At 58.9% G+C, this 13,705-nt stretch carries 12 protein-coding genes, 2 tRNA genes and 1 pseudogene; 4 read left to right on the top strand and 11 right to left on the bottom strand.

Going from position 1 to position 13,705, the window contains the following annotated elements; all coding sequences use genetic code 11:
- Positions 1-44: 44 nt before the first annotated feature.
- A complete protein-coding gene (locus DES49_RS04755) occupies positions 45-1,061 on the bottom strand; it encodes an Abi family protein (protein WP_133735243.1) in 1,017 nt (338 codons plus the stop codon).
- Between the two features lie 157 nt (positions 1,062-1,218).
- Positions 1,219-1,461, bottom strand: a pseudogene (locus DES49_RS04760) (type I restriction endonuclease subunit R); the annotation flags it as partial.
- 280 nt (positions 1,462-1,741) lie between these two features.
- Here DES49_RS04760 and DES49_RS04765 point away from each other — a divergent pair.
- Positions 1,742-2,347 (top strand): outer membrane beta-barrel protein, encoded by a 606-nt coding sequence (locus tag DES49_RS04765; RefSeq protein WP_133735244.1) that lies wholly within the window; start codon positions 1,742-1,744, stop codon positions 2,345-2,347.
- A gap of 147 nt (positions 2,348-2,494) precedes the next feature.
- On the opposite strand, the gene DES49_RS04770 is transcribed toward DES49_RS04765, so the two are convergent.
- The 4 genes from DES49_RS04770 to DES49_RS04785 all read right to left on the bottom strand — a co-directional run bounded on the left by DES49_RS04770 (position 2,495) and on the right by DES49_RS04785 (position 3,865).
- Positions 2,495-2,571 (bottom strand) — tRNA-Val (locus tag DES49_RS04770).
- Positions 2,572-2,577: 6 nt separating this feature from the next.
- A tRNA-Asp gene (locus DES49_RS04775) sits at positions 2,578-2,654 on the bottom strand.
- 98 nt (positions 2,655-2,752) lie between these two features.
- A complete protein-coding gene (locus tag DES49_RS04780) occupies positions 2,753-3,022 on the bottom strand; it encodes a hypothetical protein (RefSeq protein WP_133735245.1) in 270 nt (89 codons plus the stop codon).
- 3 nt (positions 3,023-3,025) lie between these two features.
- Positions 3,026-3,865, bottom strand: coding sequence for a hypothetical protein (locus DES49_RS04785; RefSeq protein WP_133735246.1), 840 nt, complete (start codon positions 3,863-3,865; stop codon positions 3,026-3,028).
- A gap of 168 nt (positions 3,866-4,033) precedes the next feature.
- On the opposite strand from DES49_RS04785, the gene purE reads away from it, so the two are divergent.
- From purE to DES49_RS04800, 3 genes are all read left to right on the top strand, one after another.
- Positions 4,034-4,537, top strand: coding sequence for a 5-(carboxyamino)imidazole ribonucleotide mutase (gene purE, locus DES49_RS04790; RefSeq protein WP_133735247.1), 504 nt, complete (start codon positions 4,034-4,036; stop codon positions 4,535-4,537).
- A 58-nt stretch (positions 4,538-4,595) separates the two neighbouring features.
- Positions 4,596-5,702, top strand: coding sequence for a 5-(carboxyamino)imidazole ribonucleotide synthase (locus tag DES49_RS04795; RefSeq protein ID WP_133735248.1), 1,107 nt, complete (start codon positions 4,596-4,598; stop codon positions 5,700-5,702).
- 105 nt (positions 5,703-5,807) lie between these two features.
- Positions 5,808-7,853, top strand: a complete 2,046-nt coding sequence (locus DES49_RS04800) for a putative bifunctional diguanylate cyclase/phosphodiesterase (RefSeq protein WP_133735249.1) — start codon at positions 5,808-5,810, stop codon at positions 7,851-7,853.
- Positions 7,854-7,857: 4 nt separating this feature from the next.
- Here the strand turns inward: DES49_RS04800 and DES49_RS04805 are convergent, their stop codons facing one another.
- From DES49_RS04805 to groES, 5 genes are all read right to left on the bottom strand, one after another.
- The gene (locus DES49_RS04805) at positions 7,858-9,792 is read right to left on the bottom strand and encodes a secretin N-terminal domain-containing protein (RefSeq protein ID WP_133735250.1); all 1,935 of its coding nucleotides are present in this window, start codon (positions 9,790-9,792) and stop codon (positions 7,858-7,860) included.
- Positions 9,793-9,825: 33 nt separating this feature from the next.
- Entirely contained in the window at positions 9,826-10,632 is an 807-nt protein-coding gene (locus DES49_RS04810; protein ID WP_133735251.1) for a type II secretion system protein N, read from the bottom strand.
- A 15-nt stretch (positions 10,633-10,647) separates the two neighbouring features.
- Positions 10,648-11,469, bottom strand: a complete 822-nt coding sequence (gspN, locus tag DES49_RS04815; RefSeq protein ID WP_133735252.1) for a type II secretion system protein N — start codon at positions 11,467-11,469, stop codon at positions 10,648-10,650.
- 142 nt (positions 11,470-11,611) lie between these two features.
- On the bottom strand, positions 11,612-13,261 hold the full coding sequence (gene groL / locus DES49_RS04820) for a chaperonin GroEL (RefSeq protein WP_133735253.1): 1,650 nt from the start codon (positions 13,259-13,261) through the stop codon (positions 11,612-11,614).
- 52 nt (positions 13,262-13,313) lie between these two features.
- The gene (groES, locus tag DES49_RS04825) at positions 13,314-13,604 is read right to left on the bottom strand and encodes a co-chaperone GroES (protein ID WP_133735254.1); all 291 of its coding nucleotides are present in this window, start codon (positions 13,602-13,604) and stop codon (positions 13,314-13,316) included.
- Positions 13,605-13,705: the final 101 nt, after the last annotated feature.

Raw genomic sequence — 13,705 nt, forward strand, 5'->3', positions numbered from 1 at the left:
CCGTTCAGTGGATCCGCTTTGCGGTGAAGTTGCTTCGGGGTTTTTTATTGCCTAAGCCCTGAAAAGCAATCCCAGTCCTTCCATTCATCAGCAACACCGAAAGCGCTCCACCCAATTCCCAAATCTTCCTGCATCGGAAACTCGCTCAAGAGTTCGGACAGACGTTGCCACCAACTGGAAGCCGGATTGACTGTATCCAGGAGCTTCTGGGATATGCAAAGCAGTAGAAATGGGCGTGCAACGATGTGTTCATTGCCCGGTTCCCAGGCGGTTTGCAGCTCTGGAGCAGTGCCCCGCGGCGGCTTTTGCGGCTGATCAACGATGTTCCGGTTCCATAGGCGGCTATGGTGCGCACAGACGTTACGGAGATAGTTCAGGCTGCGGAACCAAGAGGCGAGTACTCTGCCACTCTGAATGCCGTATTTTCTCGCGATGACGTCCTGGTCTTTCGGTCGCATTCCACTGTACAACTCCGAGAGAGTCCTGAAGTCCCAGACTTCGCATGCTATCCATATGGGCAAAGGGTGTCCGTACTTGCTTTTGTTGTGTTTGATGAAATCTTCCCTGGAGCGGGTTACTTGGTTGGCTTGCGCCTTCATCCATTCCACATGGCGCGGGAGACCGGTTTTATTATCGGCCCCCTTGGCGAAGCCCTCAAAAAGTAGATCCGGCTTCAAGTAGGCGAATGGATCCTGCTCGCCCAAGGTGTGGGCAATATCCGCGCGAAGCGCGACTTCGATACGCTCAAGTGCATCGAGGGTCAGTAGCCGGAGTTTTTTGTCGAATACGTAGAGATGGACTGCAGCCTCAAAAGATGAGCCAGATTTGAACTGATCCAGCACGATTCGGGTGGGCTTTGTCTTCTTCCTTTTGCCGCTTTGCTCTCCAATAGGGCAGCAGAGTTCCGTGCGCACCCTAAACGGGTACCAGTATCCACTGAGCCGGTAGTAACCGATGCGCTCAAGGTATTCGAGGGCTTTCTCTTCGTCGGTTACCTTGAGCCCCCTGTGTTTAAGCTTCTCGAGCTGGTCCTGATAACTGAGCCATGGCTTGTCGTACACGTCAAATCATCCCTGATTTCGGCTATTTAAGTGCTGCAAAAATACTCGCTTCGGCCAGCTGGAGGCGGATTTCATCCGCCTCACTCAGATGTTCTTTGAGTCGGTCACAAAGGGCCATGAGTTCATCGACTTTTTGGACGATTTCGTGCTGCTCTCTAAGGCTGTGCTTGTTGTCCTTGGCCTCCACCACGGCGATGGGCTGGTTCTTCTGGTAGTTGAGCACGTAGTCCGCACGGAGGGGCCTGATGCGTGTGTGCATGCGCCCACGGACGATGACGCGGCCGTCGGTCAGCGACACCTCCTCGCGCACCTGGCTTTTAATGTTCCATCCGGCCTGCTCAATGGCGGGCGTGATGTACTTGGTGCAGATGTCGCGTTCGCTGAACGTCTTTTTATCCATTGAGACAGCACCGGAGGCTACTTGTTTCCCTGATACACGGCTGGGCACATAAGCCTCAACCAAACCCGTTGTGCAGGATAGATCATACGGGAATAGCACGGAAGCGATGATCCTTCGCAGAGACTGGCCTTTACTCAGCAGAATCCGGCCTCCCCGTGATGATCCGCCAAGCTCGGACTTATTTGTCCTAACAAAGAACTATTAGGGCCATTTGCCAAAAGCGGCATATCAGCTACTTTAATCCTCATATCGAATACTCACTGAAAAAGGACTGAGATCCATGGATGTACTCAAACCCATACTTGCTGCTTCAATTGGCCTCTTCAGCGTCACGGCGTCAGCCAGTAATTTTTCGTATACATTCCTGCAAGGCAACCTTGGAACAGTGGAGTTTGATGACTCCATTGTCATCGCGAATGACAAGTACGATGGCCTGGGAACCTTTGGCGCCGTTGGCTCTTACCAGTCAGAAGAAGGAGTTACTCTGGAGGCAGGGTTCACGCGTGGGTTCAACGATGGCGACAATTCCGAAATCAACGCCACTGAAGCCTTTATTGCCGGCGGGTTTCCGATCGCACTCAACAACAGCATCGATCTTTATCCTCAGGTAGGTTTGGTCCGCTCCGAAGCCGAAGTATGTATCAACAGCACCTGCGCAGACGAGTCCGATAGCGGCGGAGTTGCCGCGATTGGTGCCCGGGCATGGGTGACCAGCCGCGTTGAAGCAGGGGCGAGCCTGGCTCAAACGACTCTCGATGATGCTGATCCAGTAACCCGCTTCGTAATCGGCTGGTGGCTGAGCCCTGAAGAGGCGCGACTGTCACTTGCGGCCGCCGCACAGGAGGATCAAACCTCTTTCACAGGCGGGTTTCGACTCCAGTTCTAACCCATAGTGATAGTGGCCGCGAATGCTTTTGTGTATATCAGCTTAAGATCAGGGCCAAACAGATCCAAAAGGACCCAAGGACTGGCGAAACCAGATGGTTTGGAATCTTCAGGGAGCTGAAGAACTTTCTGGAAAAGCAGAGGGGAATGGTGGGTGGTGCTGGGATCGAACCAGCGACCCTCGGCTTGTAAGGCCGATGCTCTCCCTAACTGAGCTAACCACCCAAAAGATGGCGGAGCGGACGGGACTCGAACCCGCGACCTCCGGCGTGACAGGCCGGCATTCTAACCATCTGAACTACCGCTCCGAAATCGCTCTTCAGGGCTTTCCCTGTCGAACGAGATGCGCATTTTAAGCATTTCGTGGCGGGTGTCAAACCCTTTCCTTCAAAAAAATCCGGACAATTCACGACAAACCTTCGTCATCCGTCCGCGACTTCGCCGGGACCACACTGAGGCGCGCCCCGGAAGGCCCCCGTTTGCGGGCCATGGCTTCTACCCGCTCGCGGCGTGCCCGGGGTATCGCGCGCTCCGCCAGCTTCCGGTTCCAGAAATCAAGTTGACGGGCCAGGACGCCCCCCGCCTCATCCAGCCGGTGGCGATTGCGCGCCAGCAACCGCTCAGAGAGCCGGCGCCAGGATCTCTGGGTGCGGTTTACCGCCTTGTCATCACTCATACCTCACTGTTCCCCGTTTGCGGACAGGCTGTCAACACGATTCTTCAGCTGTACGAAACGCTGGGTGAGCTGCGAACGGGCACTGTCAATCGAGTCCACAACCGATTGCAGCTCACTCACCTGCTCGCGGATGGACTCAATCTCGCCTTTCAGGTCACCGGCATCGGCCAGCGAATCGACATCACCGCGCAATCCATCAATGCGCGCCGTGATCTCCTCAAGGGCAAGTCCACGGTCCTGCTCAAGCTTGTTCATCTGTGTTTCCAGGTTATCCGCCAGGGCATCTCTGGCCGATTCAGCCTCGGCAAAGCGCTCATCAATGTCCGGGAGCGCGTCCAGGTCCGACCGCAATGACTCAATCCGGGATGCGAGGTTATCCGAGGTCTCCGTCATGCCGGTGACTGTCTCTTCCAGGCCGGATACGCTGCCCTTGATGGACTTCACTTCCTCCTGGAGGCCTTCAATGGCCGGCTGGTTGCGCTGGTGTGCAATAACCCAGAGCTTGCGCATCTCACTATCGAGTGTTGAAAGCTGCTCAGAAATGGCTTCGCCGGTCTCTGAGCGCTCGCGATTCACGGACCCCAGACGCAGCCTGTTCTCCCGGGCCGTTGTGCCGGCTTCCGCAAGCTCCCTTTCCAGCTCGATGAGCTTCTGTTGCTGCTGCCAGAAGGTCCATCCCGCGGTCCCCGCCATGACCAGAGCCAGCACCAGAAACAGCCACAGGGTGGTCTGACGCACACCGCCCGCAGTCTCCTTCTTTTCTGCGGTATTGGGCCGATCCCGCGTGCCAGTGATCGCTTCGTGTTCGGTCAGTTCATCCTCGTCGGGTCTTAGCGGTTCCATTCAGCCTTACCTCATTGCTTACCGGGTCGTGAATTATCCATGGATTGGCATCATAACCCCGCATGTCCCTGCCGGAAAGCAAATGCTCTGGTCACGATTTGCACTGCGTTGACTAGCGGCATAGAATGGCGCGCTTCCCGGGTAGAACAGAGTGATGCAGAGAAGCGCATGACGGAACAGGCACGTGTTGGGTTGATCATGGGGTCGCGGTCGGACTGGCCCACCATGGAAAGCGCCGCCACAATGCTGGACGAGCTGGGCGTGCCCTATGAGACACGCGTGGTCTCGGCCCACCGGACGCCGGCGTTGCTGACGCAGTACGCCAGTGAAGCGGCGGACCGAGGGCTGAAGGTCATTATCGCCGGTGCCGGCGGTGCAGCCCACCTCCCCGGCATGATTGCCGCCCATACCCTGCTGCCGGTACTGGGCGTTCCCGTGCAATCGCGCACGCTCAACGGACTGGACTCGCTTCTGTCCATTGTACAGATGCCCGGCGGTGTTCCGGTGGGCACGCTGGCCATCGGCAAGGCAGGGGCGCGTAATGCGGGCATCATGGCCGCCCAGATCCTGGGACTGGAGGACAGCGGTATCCAGGGAAATCTTGAGGCCTTCCGCCAGAAGCAGACCCAGGACGTACTGGACAACCCCGATCCCTCCGCCGGTCATGAATGAACGCCGCTTTCCGCTACAGTAGTGCATGGCAGATTCACACCTCAGAACAGGTGCCGTTATGAAAATAGGTATTCTGGGAGCCGGCCAGCTCGGTCGTATGCTGGCACTTGATGGATTCCGGCTGGGCCATGATTTCAGTCTTTATGACCCCAACGGCAAGGCATCCGCCGGTGTCGGAACCATCTACAACGATCCCGACGGACTTGTCCTGGACATCTTTCTGCGCCAGGTGGACACCATCACCTATGAGTTCGAGCACCTTCCACTGGAGCTGGTCAACCAGATCGCGCGCCAGAAACCTGTACATCCCGTACCGCGCGCCCTCGAGGTCTGCCAGAACCGTCGTCACGAGAAGGCACTGTTCAGTGAACTCGGCATTCCCACGGCCGCATACCATATCGCCACCTCCGCCGAGGAATTGCGGGAGGCGGTTGAGCGTCTTGATGGGCCGGTTGTGGCCAAGTCCGTCACGGAGGGATACGACGGCAAGGGACAGGCCGTCATTGAGTCCCCCGAAGACGCAGCAGGCGCCTGGGACGCTATTGGACACAGCGAGGTGGTGGCGGAGCAGTTCGTGGACTTCAAGCGGGAAGTGTCCATCGTCGCCGTGCGTGGCAGTGATGACGAGATTGCCTTCTACCCCCTGGCGGAAAACATCCATCATGAAGGCATCCTGAGGTTCTCGATCGCGCCCGCCCAGAAGCTTGCTCCCGGACTGGAAGAGGAAGCCCAGCGTATGATCCGGGCCCTGATGAATGAACTTGGTTACGTGGGCGTTCTGGCGCTGGAGCTGTTCGATACCGGTGATGGCCTCATGGCCAACGAAATGGCGCCACGGGTTCACAACTCCGGCCACTGGACCCAGAACGGTGCCACCACCAGCCAGTTCGAGAACCACATCCGGGCGGTTTCCGGGCTGCCCCTGGGCGACACCTCGGCCTTTGCTCCAACCTGCATGATCAACGTGATCGGCGAAACCGGGCCCGTCGAGAAACTTCTGGAACTGCCCTACACGCATCTTCATCTTTATGGCAAGTCTCCCAAGCCGGGCCGCAAGATCGGTCATATCAACATCCGGGCCGATTCCCCTGAAGAGCTGCGCTGGCGCGCCATGAACACCGCCAGCCTGCTCCCCGGCTGCCCGGATTTTGAGTGGCGGCCCTGAAGTCCCCGGGCATTGATTTTTTAGCTTTTTCCCGAAGCCTGCTACGCTTGGGTGGTGGCCGGCGCTTGGCTGTCCCGACCTCGAATCAGGTTCCGGATTAATTGGATGAGAAAACTTTTCAGACCAGAACGCCGTCTTGGTTACAGAATCCTCCTCTGGCTGCTCCTCACGGCTTTAACGGTGGGCATTGCCATCGGCACCATCCAGACCCTGATTGACTTCCGCACTGTCTCCAACGAAATGGACACGCGTGCCCGGCAAACCCTGGCCCTGGTACGCGAAGCGGCAACCCAGTCGGTCTACAGCATCGATGAGGACCTGGCCCAACAGGTCATCGACGGACTGTTTGAACAGCAGTCCATTCGCGGTGCCACCATCACCCATCCCGACGGCATACCGCTTGCCAAGAGCGACCGTGACCTCAGTGACAAGCCCTACCGGGGACTGACGGATGCCATCTTCGGCGCAGAACGCACCTATGATGTCGCCCTGATCCGTTCCCAGCCGGAGGAAGTCCAGTACGGCACGCTCAGTATCCGGGTGGACACCGCCCATGCGGCCGGCCTGTGGCTGGAGCGCGCCTCGATCATACTGGTATCGGGTATTACCCGCGCCCTGCTTCTGGGACTGGTGCTGTACGTTGTTTATCACATCCTGGTAACGCGACCACTGTTCCGGATCGTGGATGACCTTTCGGAAGTGGATCCGGCCGATCCCGGCAAGCGTCTTATCCGCACCCCCAAGGGCCATGACCGGGACGAGCTGGATACCTGGGTGCAGGCCACCAATGAACTGCTGTCCTCGATCTCGGAGACCCAACAGAAGCATCAGGCGGCCCAGGACCGCATCACACGGCTTTCCCGCTACGATACCCTGACCGGCCTGCCCAACCGGGAAATGTTCCTGACACTGCTCAACAGCGCCCTGGAAACGGCCCGTCGCCAGCGCAACATGCTTGCCATATTCTGTATCGGCCTGGATGACTTCAAGAGCCTGAATGAACAGTACGGTTTCTCGTCCGGGGATCGCCTCCTGCAGATCATCGCCGAGCGCATCATGAGCAACGACCAGGACAACCTGGTCAACGGCGGCCGCCTGGGCGCGGACCAGTTCGCGGTGATTCAGGGCAACATCACGGAAACCTACCAGGCCGCCGCCATGGCCGACTGGCTGCTGCATGAGATCAGCCGACCGCTGAGCGTTGGCGGTGCTGAGCTGAATGTTACGGCGACCATAGGGGTCGCCGTCTATCCGGACGACGCCCTCCAGTCCGATCGCCTGCTGCAGAAGTCGGAACAGTCCATGACCCTGGCCAAGTCCGAAGGCCGCAACCAGTTCCAGTTCTATGTGGCCAGCGTTGACCAGGCCATCCGGGACCGCAAACACCTGGAGCGCGACCTCGATATCGCGCTCGCCCAGCGCCAGTTCCACCTGCTCTACCAGCCCCAGATCGACATGGAAAACCACCGGGTACTGGGCGCGGAGGCGTTAATACGCTGGAATCATCCGGAGCGGGGCTTTATCCCGCCGGATGAATTCATTCCGCTGGCCGAACTCAACCACTCCATCATCGATATCGGGTACTGGGTACTGGACGAAGCCTGCCGCCAGGCCAAGGAGTGGATGGATCAGGGCCTGGAGCTGCGGATGTCCGTGAACCTTTCCCCCGTGCAACTGCGTCAGGAGAATATTGTTGATGTCATTCTGGGGGTTCTGCGCCAGCACGATCTGCCCCCGTCGCGTCTCGAGCTTGAGGTTACCGAAACAAGCTTCATGCAGTACCTGGACGACGCCATTGGCAAGCTGTCACGCCTGAGAGACGAGGGTGTGCGCATCGCCGTGGACGACTTCGGCACGGGGTACTCGTCTCTGACGTACCTGAAGCGGTTGCCGGTGCACCACCTCAAGATCGACAAGCAGTTCGTCCGGGACCTGCTGGCCAACGAGGAAGACACCCAGATCGCCAACACCATCATCGATCTGGGTAAGAGCCTCAACCTCGATGTCATCGCGGAAGGGGTGGAGACCAGGGAACAGAGTATCTACTTGGTGCATCGCGGCTGCATCATGGCCCAGGGGTTCTACTTCAGTAAGCCGGTGGCCCCCGAAGACTTCCTCGCCTTTATCGAGCAGTTTGGTCCGCCCCAGTAACGCCTTATTCCATGCGCGGAAGAGGATTGCTCTCAAACACGGAATCAACATCGGGGCGCTCCGCATCCTCCGCCTCTTCATTCTCCGTAATGCCCAGGTTTACGTTCCAGAGACGGTTGAAGTGCTCCTTGGCTACACCCGAGCCCTCGCCTTCTTCGCGCAGAATGGTCGGGCGCAGAAAGACCACCAGATTACGCTTTTCCCGCGTGCGTGTTTCACTGCGGAACAAGGCGCCGAGGAATGGAATGTCGCCCAGCAGCGGCACCTTGCTCTCTGTCGTACGGTAATCCTCGTTCATGAGGCCACCAAGAACAATGGTCTCCGTATCATCCGCCAGGACAGACGTCTTGATTTCCCGCTTCTCGGTGATCAGATCGGCAGCACTCTCCAACGACTGACCGATGTCCTCCGTGGTCTGCTCAACCACCAGCTTGACCACGTCATCCGCGCTGATGCTGGGCTTGACGTTCAGGGTCAGGCCAATGTCGCGGCGCTCGATTGTGGTGAAGGGGTTGCTCAACCCATCGCTGGTATTGGTGGTCTGACCGGTGCGGAAGGGTACGTTCTGACCCACCACGATCTCGGACTCTTCATTATCCAGGGTAATGATCGACGGAGTGGAGAGCAGATTCGCCTTGCTGGAGGTGGCCAGAGCCTGGATCAGGACCCCCCAGGAGATGCCCGACCGATCCTCCTGGCCGGCGGCCAGGGTGGCTCCGGAGCCGGGTGAAACCGCCTCCTCTGCCTGGATTGAGCCCAGGATCTGCCCCAGGCTCACCCCCACGTTGTCAAAATTGGTGCCTGCAACGGGGGTGGACCCGCCGGATTCATCACCCGCGGCCCACTGGACCCCCAGGTCCTGGCCGGCCTGGTCACTGATTTCCACAATCGCCGCCTCAATCAGCACCTGGGCACGACGCACATCGAGCTGCTCAACAATGAATTCAATCTCGTTCATCCGCGAGGGTTCAGCACGCACCACCAGCGCATTGAGCCCCTCGTCGGCAAACACGGAAACACCGGTCTTGCCGTCGGTGTCCTCACCGGTTACCTCGCCCATCAGGTTACTCAGAAGCTCACTGAGCTTGGTGGCATCGGCGTGATTCAGACGCAGCACCTTGGTGGTACCACGACTGGTGCTGGGCGTATCCAGCTTTTCGACCAGGCTGCGCACTTTCTCCCGGAACAGATCGGTGCCCCGCACGATCAACCGGTTACTGCGCTCATCCGCGACCACGCTCGCGCTGCGCTTGTCACTCTCGCCGGCACTCTGGGCAAGCTGATCCGGGCCCAGTTCCTCCAGCATCTCGACCATATCCCCCACCCAGGCTTCCTCAAGCTGGATAACCTCCATCTCGTAATCCGTGGGCTCGTCCAGATCATCGATCAGCTTCCGCATGCGCTCGATGTTCGCCTGGTGGTCACTGATGATCAGCGCATTGGAGGACGATACGCCCGCCAGATGCCCGTAACTGGCAATCATGGGACGCAGGATGGGCACCAGCTGCATGGCGCTTATGTTCTCCACCCGGATCACCCGGGTCATCAGCTGCTCTGAGGGGACGTCCGTAAAGCGACTGATGTTCTCAGCCGACTGCTTGGCGTCACTCTGCTGGATCACCTTGATGACGTCATCACCCGGTACCGCCGTAAAGCCATGAACGTGGAGCACGGACAGGAAGAGGTCGTAGACTTCCTCGCTCTTCATGGGGGTTTCCGAAACCACGGTGACCTTCCCCTTGACCCGGGGATCGACCACAAAACTGTAGCCGGTAATATCTGAAACCTGATCCACCAGCGCCCGGATGTCGGCTTCTTTGAGGTTGACTGTCCAGGTGTCCGCCGTCTCACCTTCACTAACCTCTTCCTGCGCGGCCAACGGCATTGGCAGCAGGAGACTCAGCATCAGCACCAGGAAAACTCGTCGAATACGGGTCATTCGAATAATACGCCTGTTGTTTAAGGGATTCCCTCAGGGAACCGGTACCGTGAATGAAAAGCGTGTTCCGCCACGCTCGATTTCCAGCTGCAGCGTCCCGGACGACATCCACTGCTCCAGGCGCTCGCGATCCTCTTCCACATTGCCGAGTTCGCGACCATTAATGGAAATGATCACATCACCAGGCTGCAGATTCATGTCAGACAGCCGTTCATTGGTGCCATCATACACATAACCGGGTCCGTCCTCGCGAGGCCGGAAGCCGGCGGAAGCAATCGCCTCCTCCGGGTTGTTCTCAAGCGCGTCCGAAGCCTGCTCCAGAAACGCCTCGCTATCTTCGGATCTTTGCCCCGAGCTAGCAACCCTGCCAAGCGCCATGCCCTCATCCTCGAAGCCCAGTGACTCAACCTCGCCGTTGCGTTTGAGCAGAATGCGCCGGGGCTCGACAGCAATGAGTTCAGCGTTGCCGGGCAATTCATCCCCCACCTGGTACAGCTCGGCCGACGCGCCATCCTCTGAGAGGATAGCACTGGACGCCTGCGCCTGGGTCCCCAGAAACACGCCGTGTAACTTCAAAGTGAGACCTGTTTCCGGTGCGGTTTCACGAACCACGTCCGGAATATCGCCCTCACGCCCTTCGACCTGACCGAAAAATGTCAGTTCATCGGGGCGAATCCTGGCCACACCGGAGCCCGGCTCCGGGGCGGTCCGCGCCATCCCGGCGGCTATGGACTGGGGCCAGATCACCCGCCAGGTCCACTGCCCTCCAAACCAGCCAGCCTGGATCACCAGCACGAGGAGCAGGAGGTGAGCCAGGAGATTGGGCAAACGCGCGCTCATGGGCTCAGTCTCCAATCATTGCAGAATGCGCCGACGAACATTGAACACCACCTCATCCGGTTCCGCATTGGCTGCAAAGTCGAGTCCCAGAAGGTCAATCCAGTGCTTGCGCAGCTCCAGGCTGGCATAGCCATCGTTATCCAGCGCGGCCTCAACCCCTGTGATCCCCTGATCCCGGTCCGTAATCGACAGGACGACCCCCTGGTCCCGCTGCTTCACCACACCTTCCAGCGGTGGCAGGTTGGATTGCTGCATCCGTCCGCCCATGGGCCAGCTGACCGGGCCTCCCGGCCATTGCCCCCTGCCGCGGGCATCCACCAGGCCCTCGTCGGGGCCCCAGACCACAAAGACGCTCTCCAGCTCCATGATGCCGGGCACCCGGACCCGTTCCAGCGGACCGCCCATGGCCGTAATTTCCGCAAGATCAATCTCGGCCTCGCGCACAAGGAATCTCAACCGGCCCTCAAATACGGCGGTCAGACTGCCTTCCGCCCGCGAATTGGCGGTATTCGCCTCCCATTCAAGGGGAACAAACCCATAGATGGCGGAAGCCGGCTCCAGGTGCCAGCTGACACTGACCGGCTTGCCCAGGGCCCGAACGATGGCCGTGCCCGACCACAGCGTGCCGCCTACAGAGGCCACTTCAACCTGCTCGGGGAGATTGATACCACGTGAGACCTGAGACCAGACCCAGCCGGCGGGGAGGTAGACCGCCAGCGCCACAACCCAGGTCAGCACCAACAGCAGAACCAGCAGGAATCCCCTCAAGGGACCAACCCGAAAGCGCCCAGCGTCTTCTGACGGGGCGGATGTCGATGCCTGGGCGGTACTGCTCATGGTACAGGGTGGTCCATTGATGACACAGGGGGCTCAGGATAACTGCAAGATATGGCAGGGGGCCAGAAAAAGAAAACCCCCGAAGCGTGAACCACTTCGGGGGTTTGAGAACGAACCGGCTAAGCGGCGTCGTGGTTGGGCATTACATCATGCCGCCCATACCACCCATGCCGCCCATGTCCGGCATACCACCGCCGGCACCGCCGCCGTCATTCTCTTCCGGCTTGTCGGCGATCATGCACTCGGTGGTGATCATCAGACCGGCAACGGAAGCGGCTGCCTGCAGTGCGGAACGGGTAACCTTGGCCGGGTCGATAATGCCGGCGTCCAGCATGTCCACGTACTCGCCAGTTGCCGCGTTGTAGCCATGGTTGCCCTTGGACTCGAGCACCTTGGCAACGACAACAGCAGGCTCGTCACCGGAGTTGTAGGCGATCTGCTTCAGCGGCGCTTCCATGGCGCGACGCAGCAGGTTGATGCCCATCTGACGCTCTTCGTTGTCGCCCTTGAGGCTTTCAATCGCCTGCAGCGCGCGGACCAGGGTCACGCCACCACCAGCCACGATGCCTTCTTCAACAGCAGCGCGGGTGGAGTGCAGCGCGTCTTCAACGCGGGCCTTCTTCTCCTTCATTTCCACTTCGGAGCCAGCGCCCACCTTGATCACGGCAACACCACCAGCAAGCTTGGCAAGGCGCTCCTGGAGCTTTTCCCTGTCGTAGTCGGAGGTGCTTTCCTCGATCTGCTTCTTGATCTGGCCGGTGCGGGCTTCAATATCCTGCTGCTGGCCGTTGCCGTTGATGATGGTGCTGTCTTCCTTGGTGATGTTGACGCGCTTGGCGCTGCCCAGATCATCCAGGGAGACGTTCTCGAGGGTCAGGCCGACTTCCTCGGAGATCACAGTACCGCCGGTCAGTACCGCGATGTCCTGCATCATCTCCTTGCGACGGTCACCGAAGCCGGGCGCCTTAACAGCCGCGACCTTGACGATGCCGCGCATGTTGTTGACTACCAGGGTCGCCAGCGCTTCACTCTCAACGTCTTCAGCGATGATCAGAAGCGGCTTGCCCGACTTGGAAACGGCTTCCAGTGTCGGCAGCAGGTCACGTACGTTCGAGATCTTCTTGTCGACCAGCAGGATGTAGGGGTCATCCAGCTCAACGCTCATGCTCTCGTTATTGTTGATGAAGTAGGGCGAGAGGTAGCCACGGTCGAACTGCATGCCTTCGACCACTTCGAGCTCATCCTCAAGGCCGCGACCTTCCTCAACGGTGATAACACCTTCCTGCCCGACCTTCTCCATTGCATCGGCGATCAATTGGCCAACGGTCTCGTCGCTGTTGGCCGAGATGGTGCCGATCTGTGCAATGGTCTTGGAGTCGTTGCAGGGCGTGGACAGCTTGCGGATTTCCGCCACGGCCGCCTCGCAGGCCTTATCGATACCGCGCTTGAGGTCCATGGGGTTCATGCCGGCGGTTACCGCCTTCACACCTTCGCGCACGATGGCCTGGGCCAGGACGGTCGCGGTGGTGGTGCCATCGCCGGCGTTATCGTTGGTCTGGGAAGCAACTTCCTTGACCATCTGCGCGCCCATGTTCTCGAACTTGTCCTCAATGTCGATTTCCTTGGCAACCGTCACGCCGTCCTTGGTGACGTTGGGCGCACCGAAGGACTTGTCGATCACCACGTTACGGCCTTTGGGGCCGAGTGTGACCTTGACCGCGTCAGCCAGGGTATTAACACCGTTTACCATCTGCTTGCGGGCGTAATCGGAGAACTTGATCTCTTTCGCCATAGTTATCTGTTCCTGTTCGTTGACCGTTGAAACCTGTCAGGTGCCCGGAAACTTACTTTTCCAGCACACCGTAAATGTCGTTCTCGCTCATGATCAGCAGTTCCTCGCCGTCAACCTTGACGGTATTGCCGGCAAACTGCCCAAACACGACCTGGTCGCCAACCTTCACGGCCGGCTTGCGTACTTCGCCGTTGTCCAGAGTCTTGCCCTCGCCTACCGCGAGCACTTCACCCTGGGAGGGCTTTTCCTGAGCATTTCCGGGCAGCACGATGCCACCAGCGGTCTTCTCTTCTTCTTCCTTGCGACGCACGACAACGCGATCGTGTAACGGACGGATTTTCATTGCTGCTTATCTCCAGTTTCAGTTGTCGGTTAAGCAATGAGTTAAGGGACGTCAAAGCACGTTGGCCTTGTGGTTCCTTAAAGTGGGGACGGCAGAGTGGT

The sequence above is a fragment of the Halospina denitrificans genome (genome assembly GCF_004364635.1).
Taxonomy (GTDB): domain Bacteria; phylum Pseudomonadota; class Gammaproteobacteria; order Pseudomonadales; family Oleiphilaceae; genus Halospina; species Halospina denitrificans.

Coding starts and splice junctions, on each gene's coding strand:
- DES49_RS04805 (WP_133735250.1), bottom strand. CDS start 9,792: ATGACCCGTATTCGACGAGTTTTCCTGGTGCTGATGCTGAGTCTCCTG.
- DES49_RS04765 (WP_133735244.1), top strand. CDS start 1,742: ATGGATGTACTCAAACCCATACTTGCTGCTTCAATTGGCCTCTTCAGC.
- DES49_RS04785 (WP_133735246.1), bottom strand. CDS start 3,865: ATGGAACCGCTAAGACCCGACGAGGATGAACTGACCGAACACGAAGCG.
- DES49_RS04810 (WP_133735251.1), bottom strand. CDS start 10,632: ATGAGCGCGCGTTTGCCCAATCTCCTGGCTCACCTCCTGCTCCTCGTG.
- DES49_RS04795 (WP_133735248.1), top strand. CDS start 4,596: ATGAAAATAGGTATTCTGGGAGCCGGCCAGCTCGGTCGTATGCTGGCA.
- groES (WP_133735254.1), bottom strand. CDS start 13,604: ATGAAAATCCGTCCGTTACACGATCGCGTTGTCGTGCGTCGCAAGGAA.
- gspN (WP_133735252.1), bottom strand. CDS start 11,469: ATGAGCAGTACCGCCCAGGCATCGACATCCGCCCCGTCAGAAGACGCT.
- DES49_RS04780 (WP_133735245.1), bottom strand. CDS start 3,022: ATGAGTGATGACAAGGCGGTAAACCGCACCCAGAGATCCTGGCGCCGG.
- purE (WP_133735247.1), top strand. CDS start 4,034: ATGACGGAACAGGCACGTGTTGGGTTGATCATGGGGTCGCGGTCGGAC.
- DES49_RS04800 (WP_133735249.1), top strand. CDS start 5,808: ATGAGAAAACTTTTCAGACCAGAACGCCGTCTTGGTTACAGAATCCTC.
- groL (WP_133735253.1), bottom strand. CDS start 13,261: ATGGCGAAAGAGATCAAGTTCTCCGATTACGCCCGCAAGCAGATGGTA.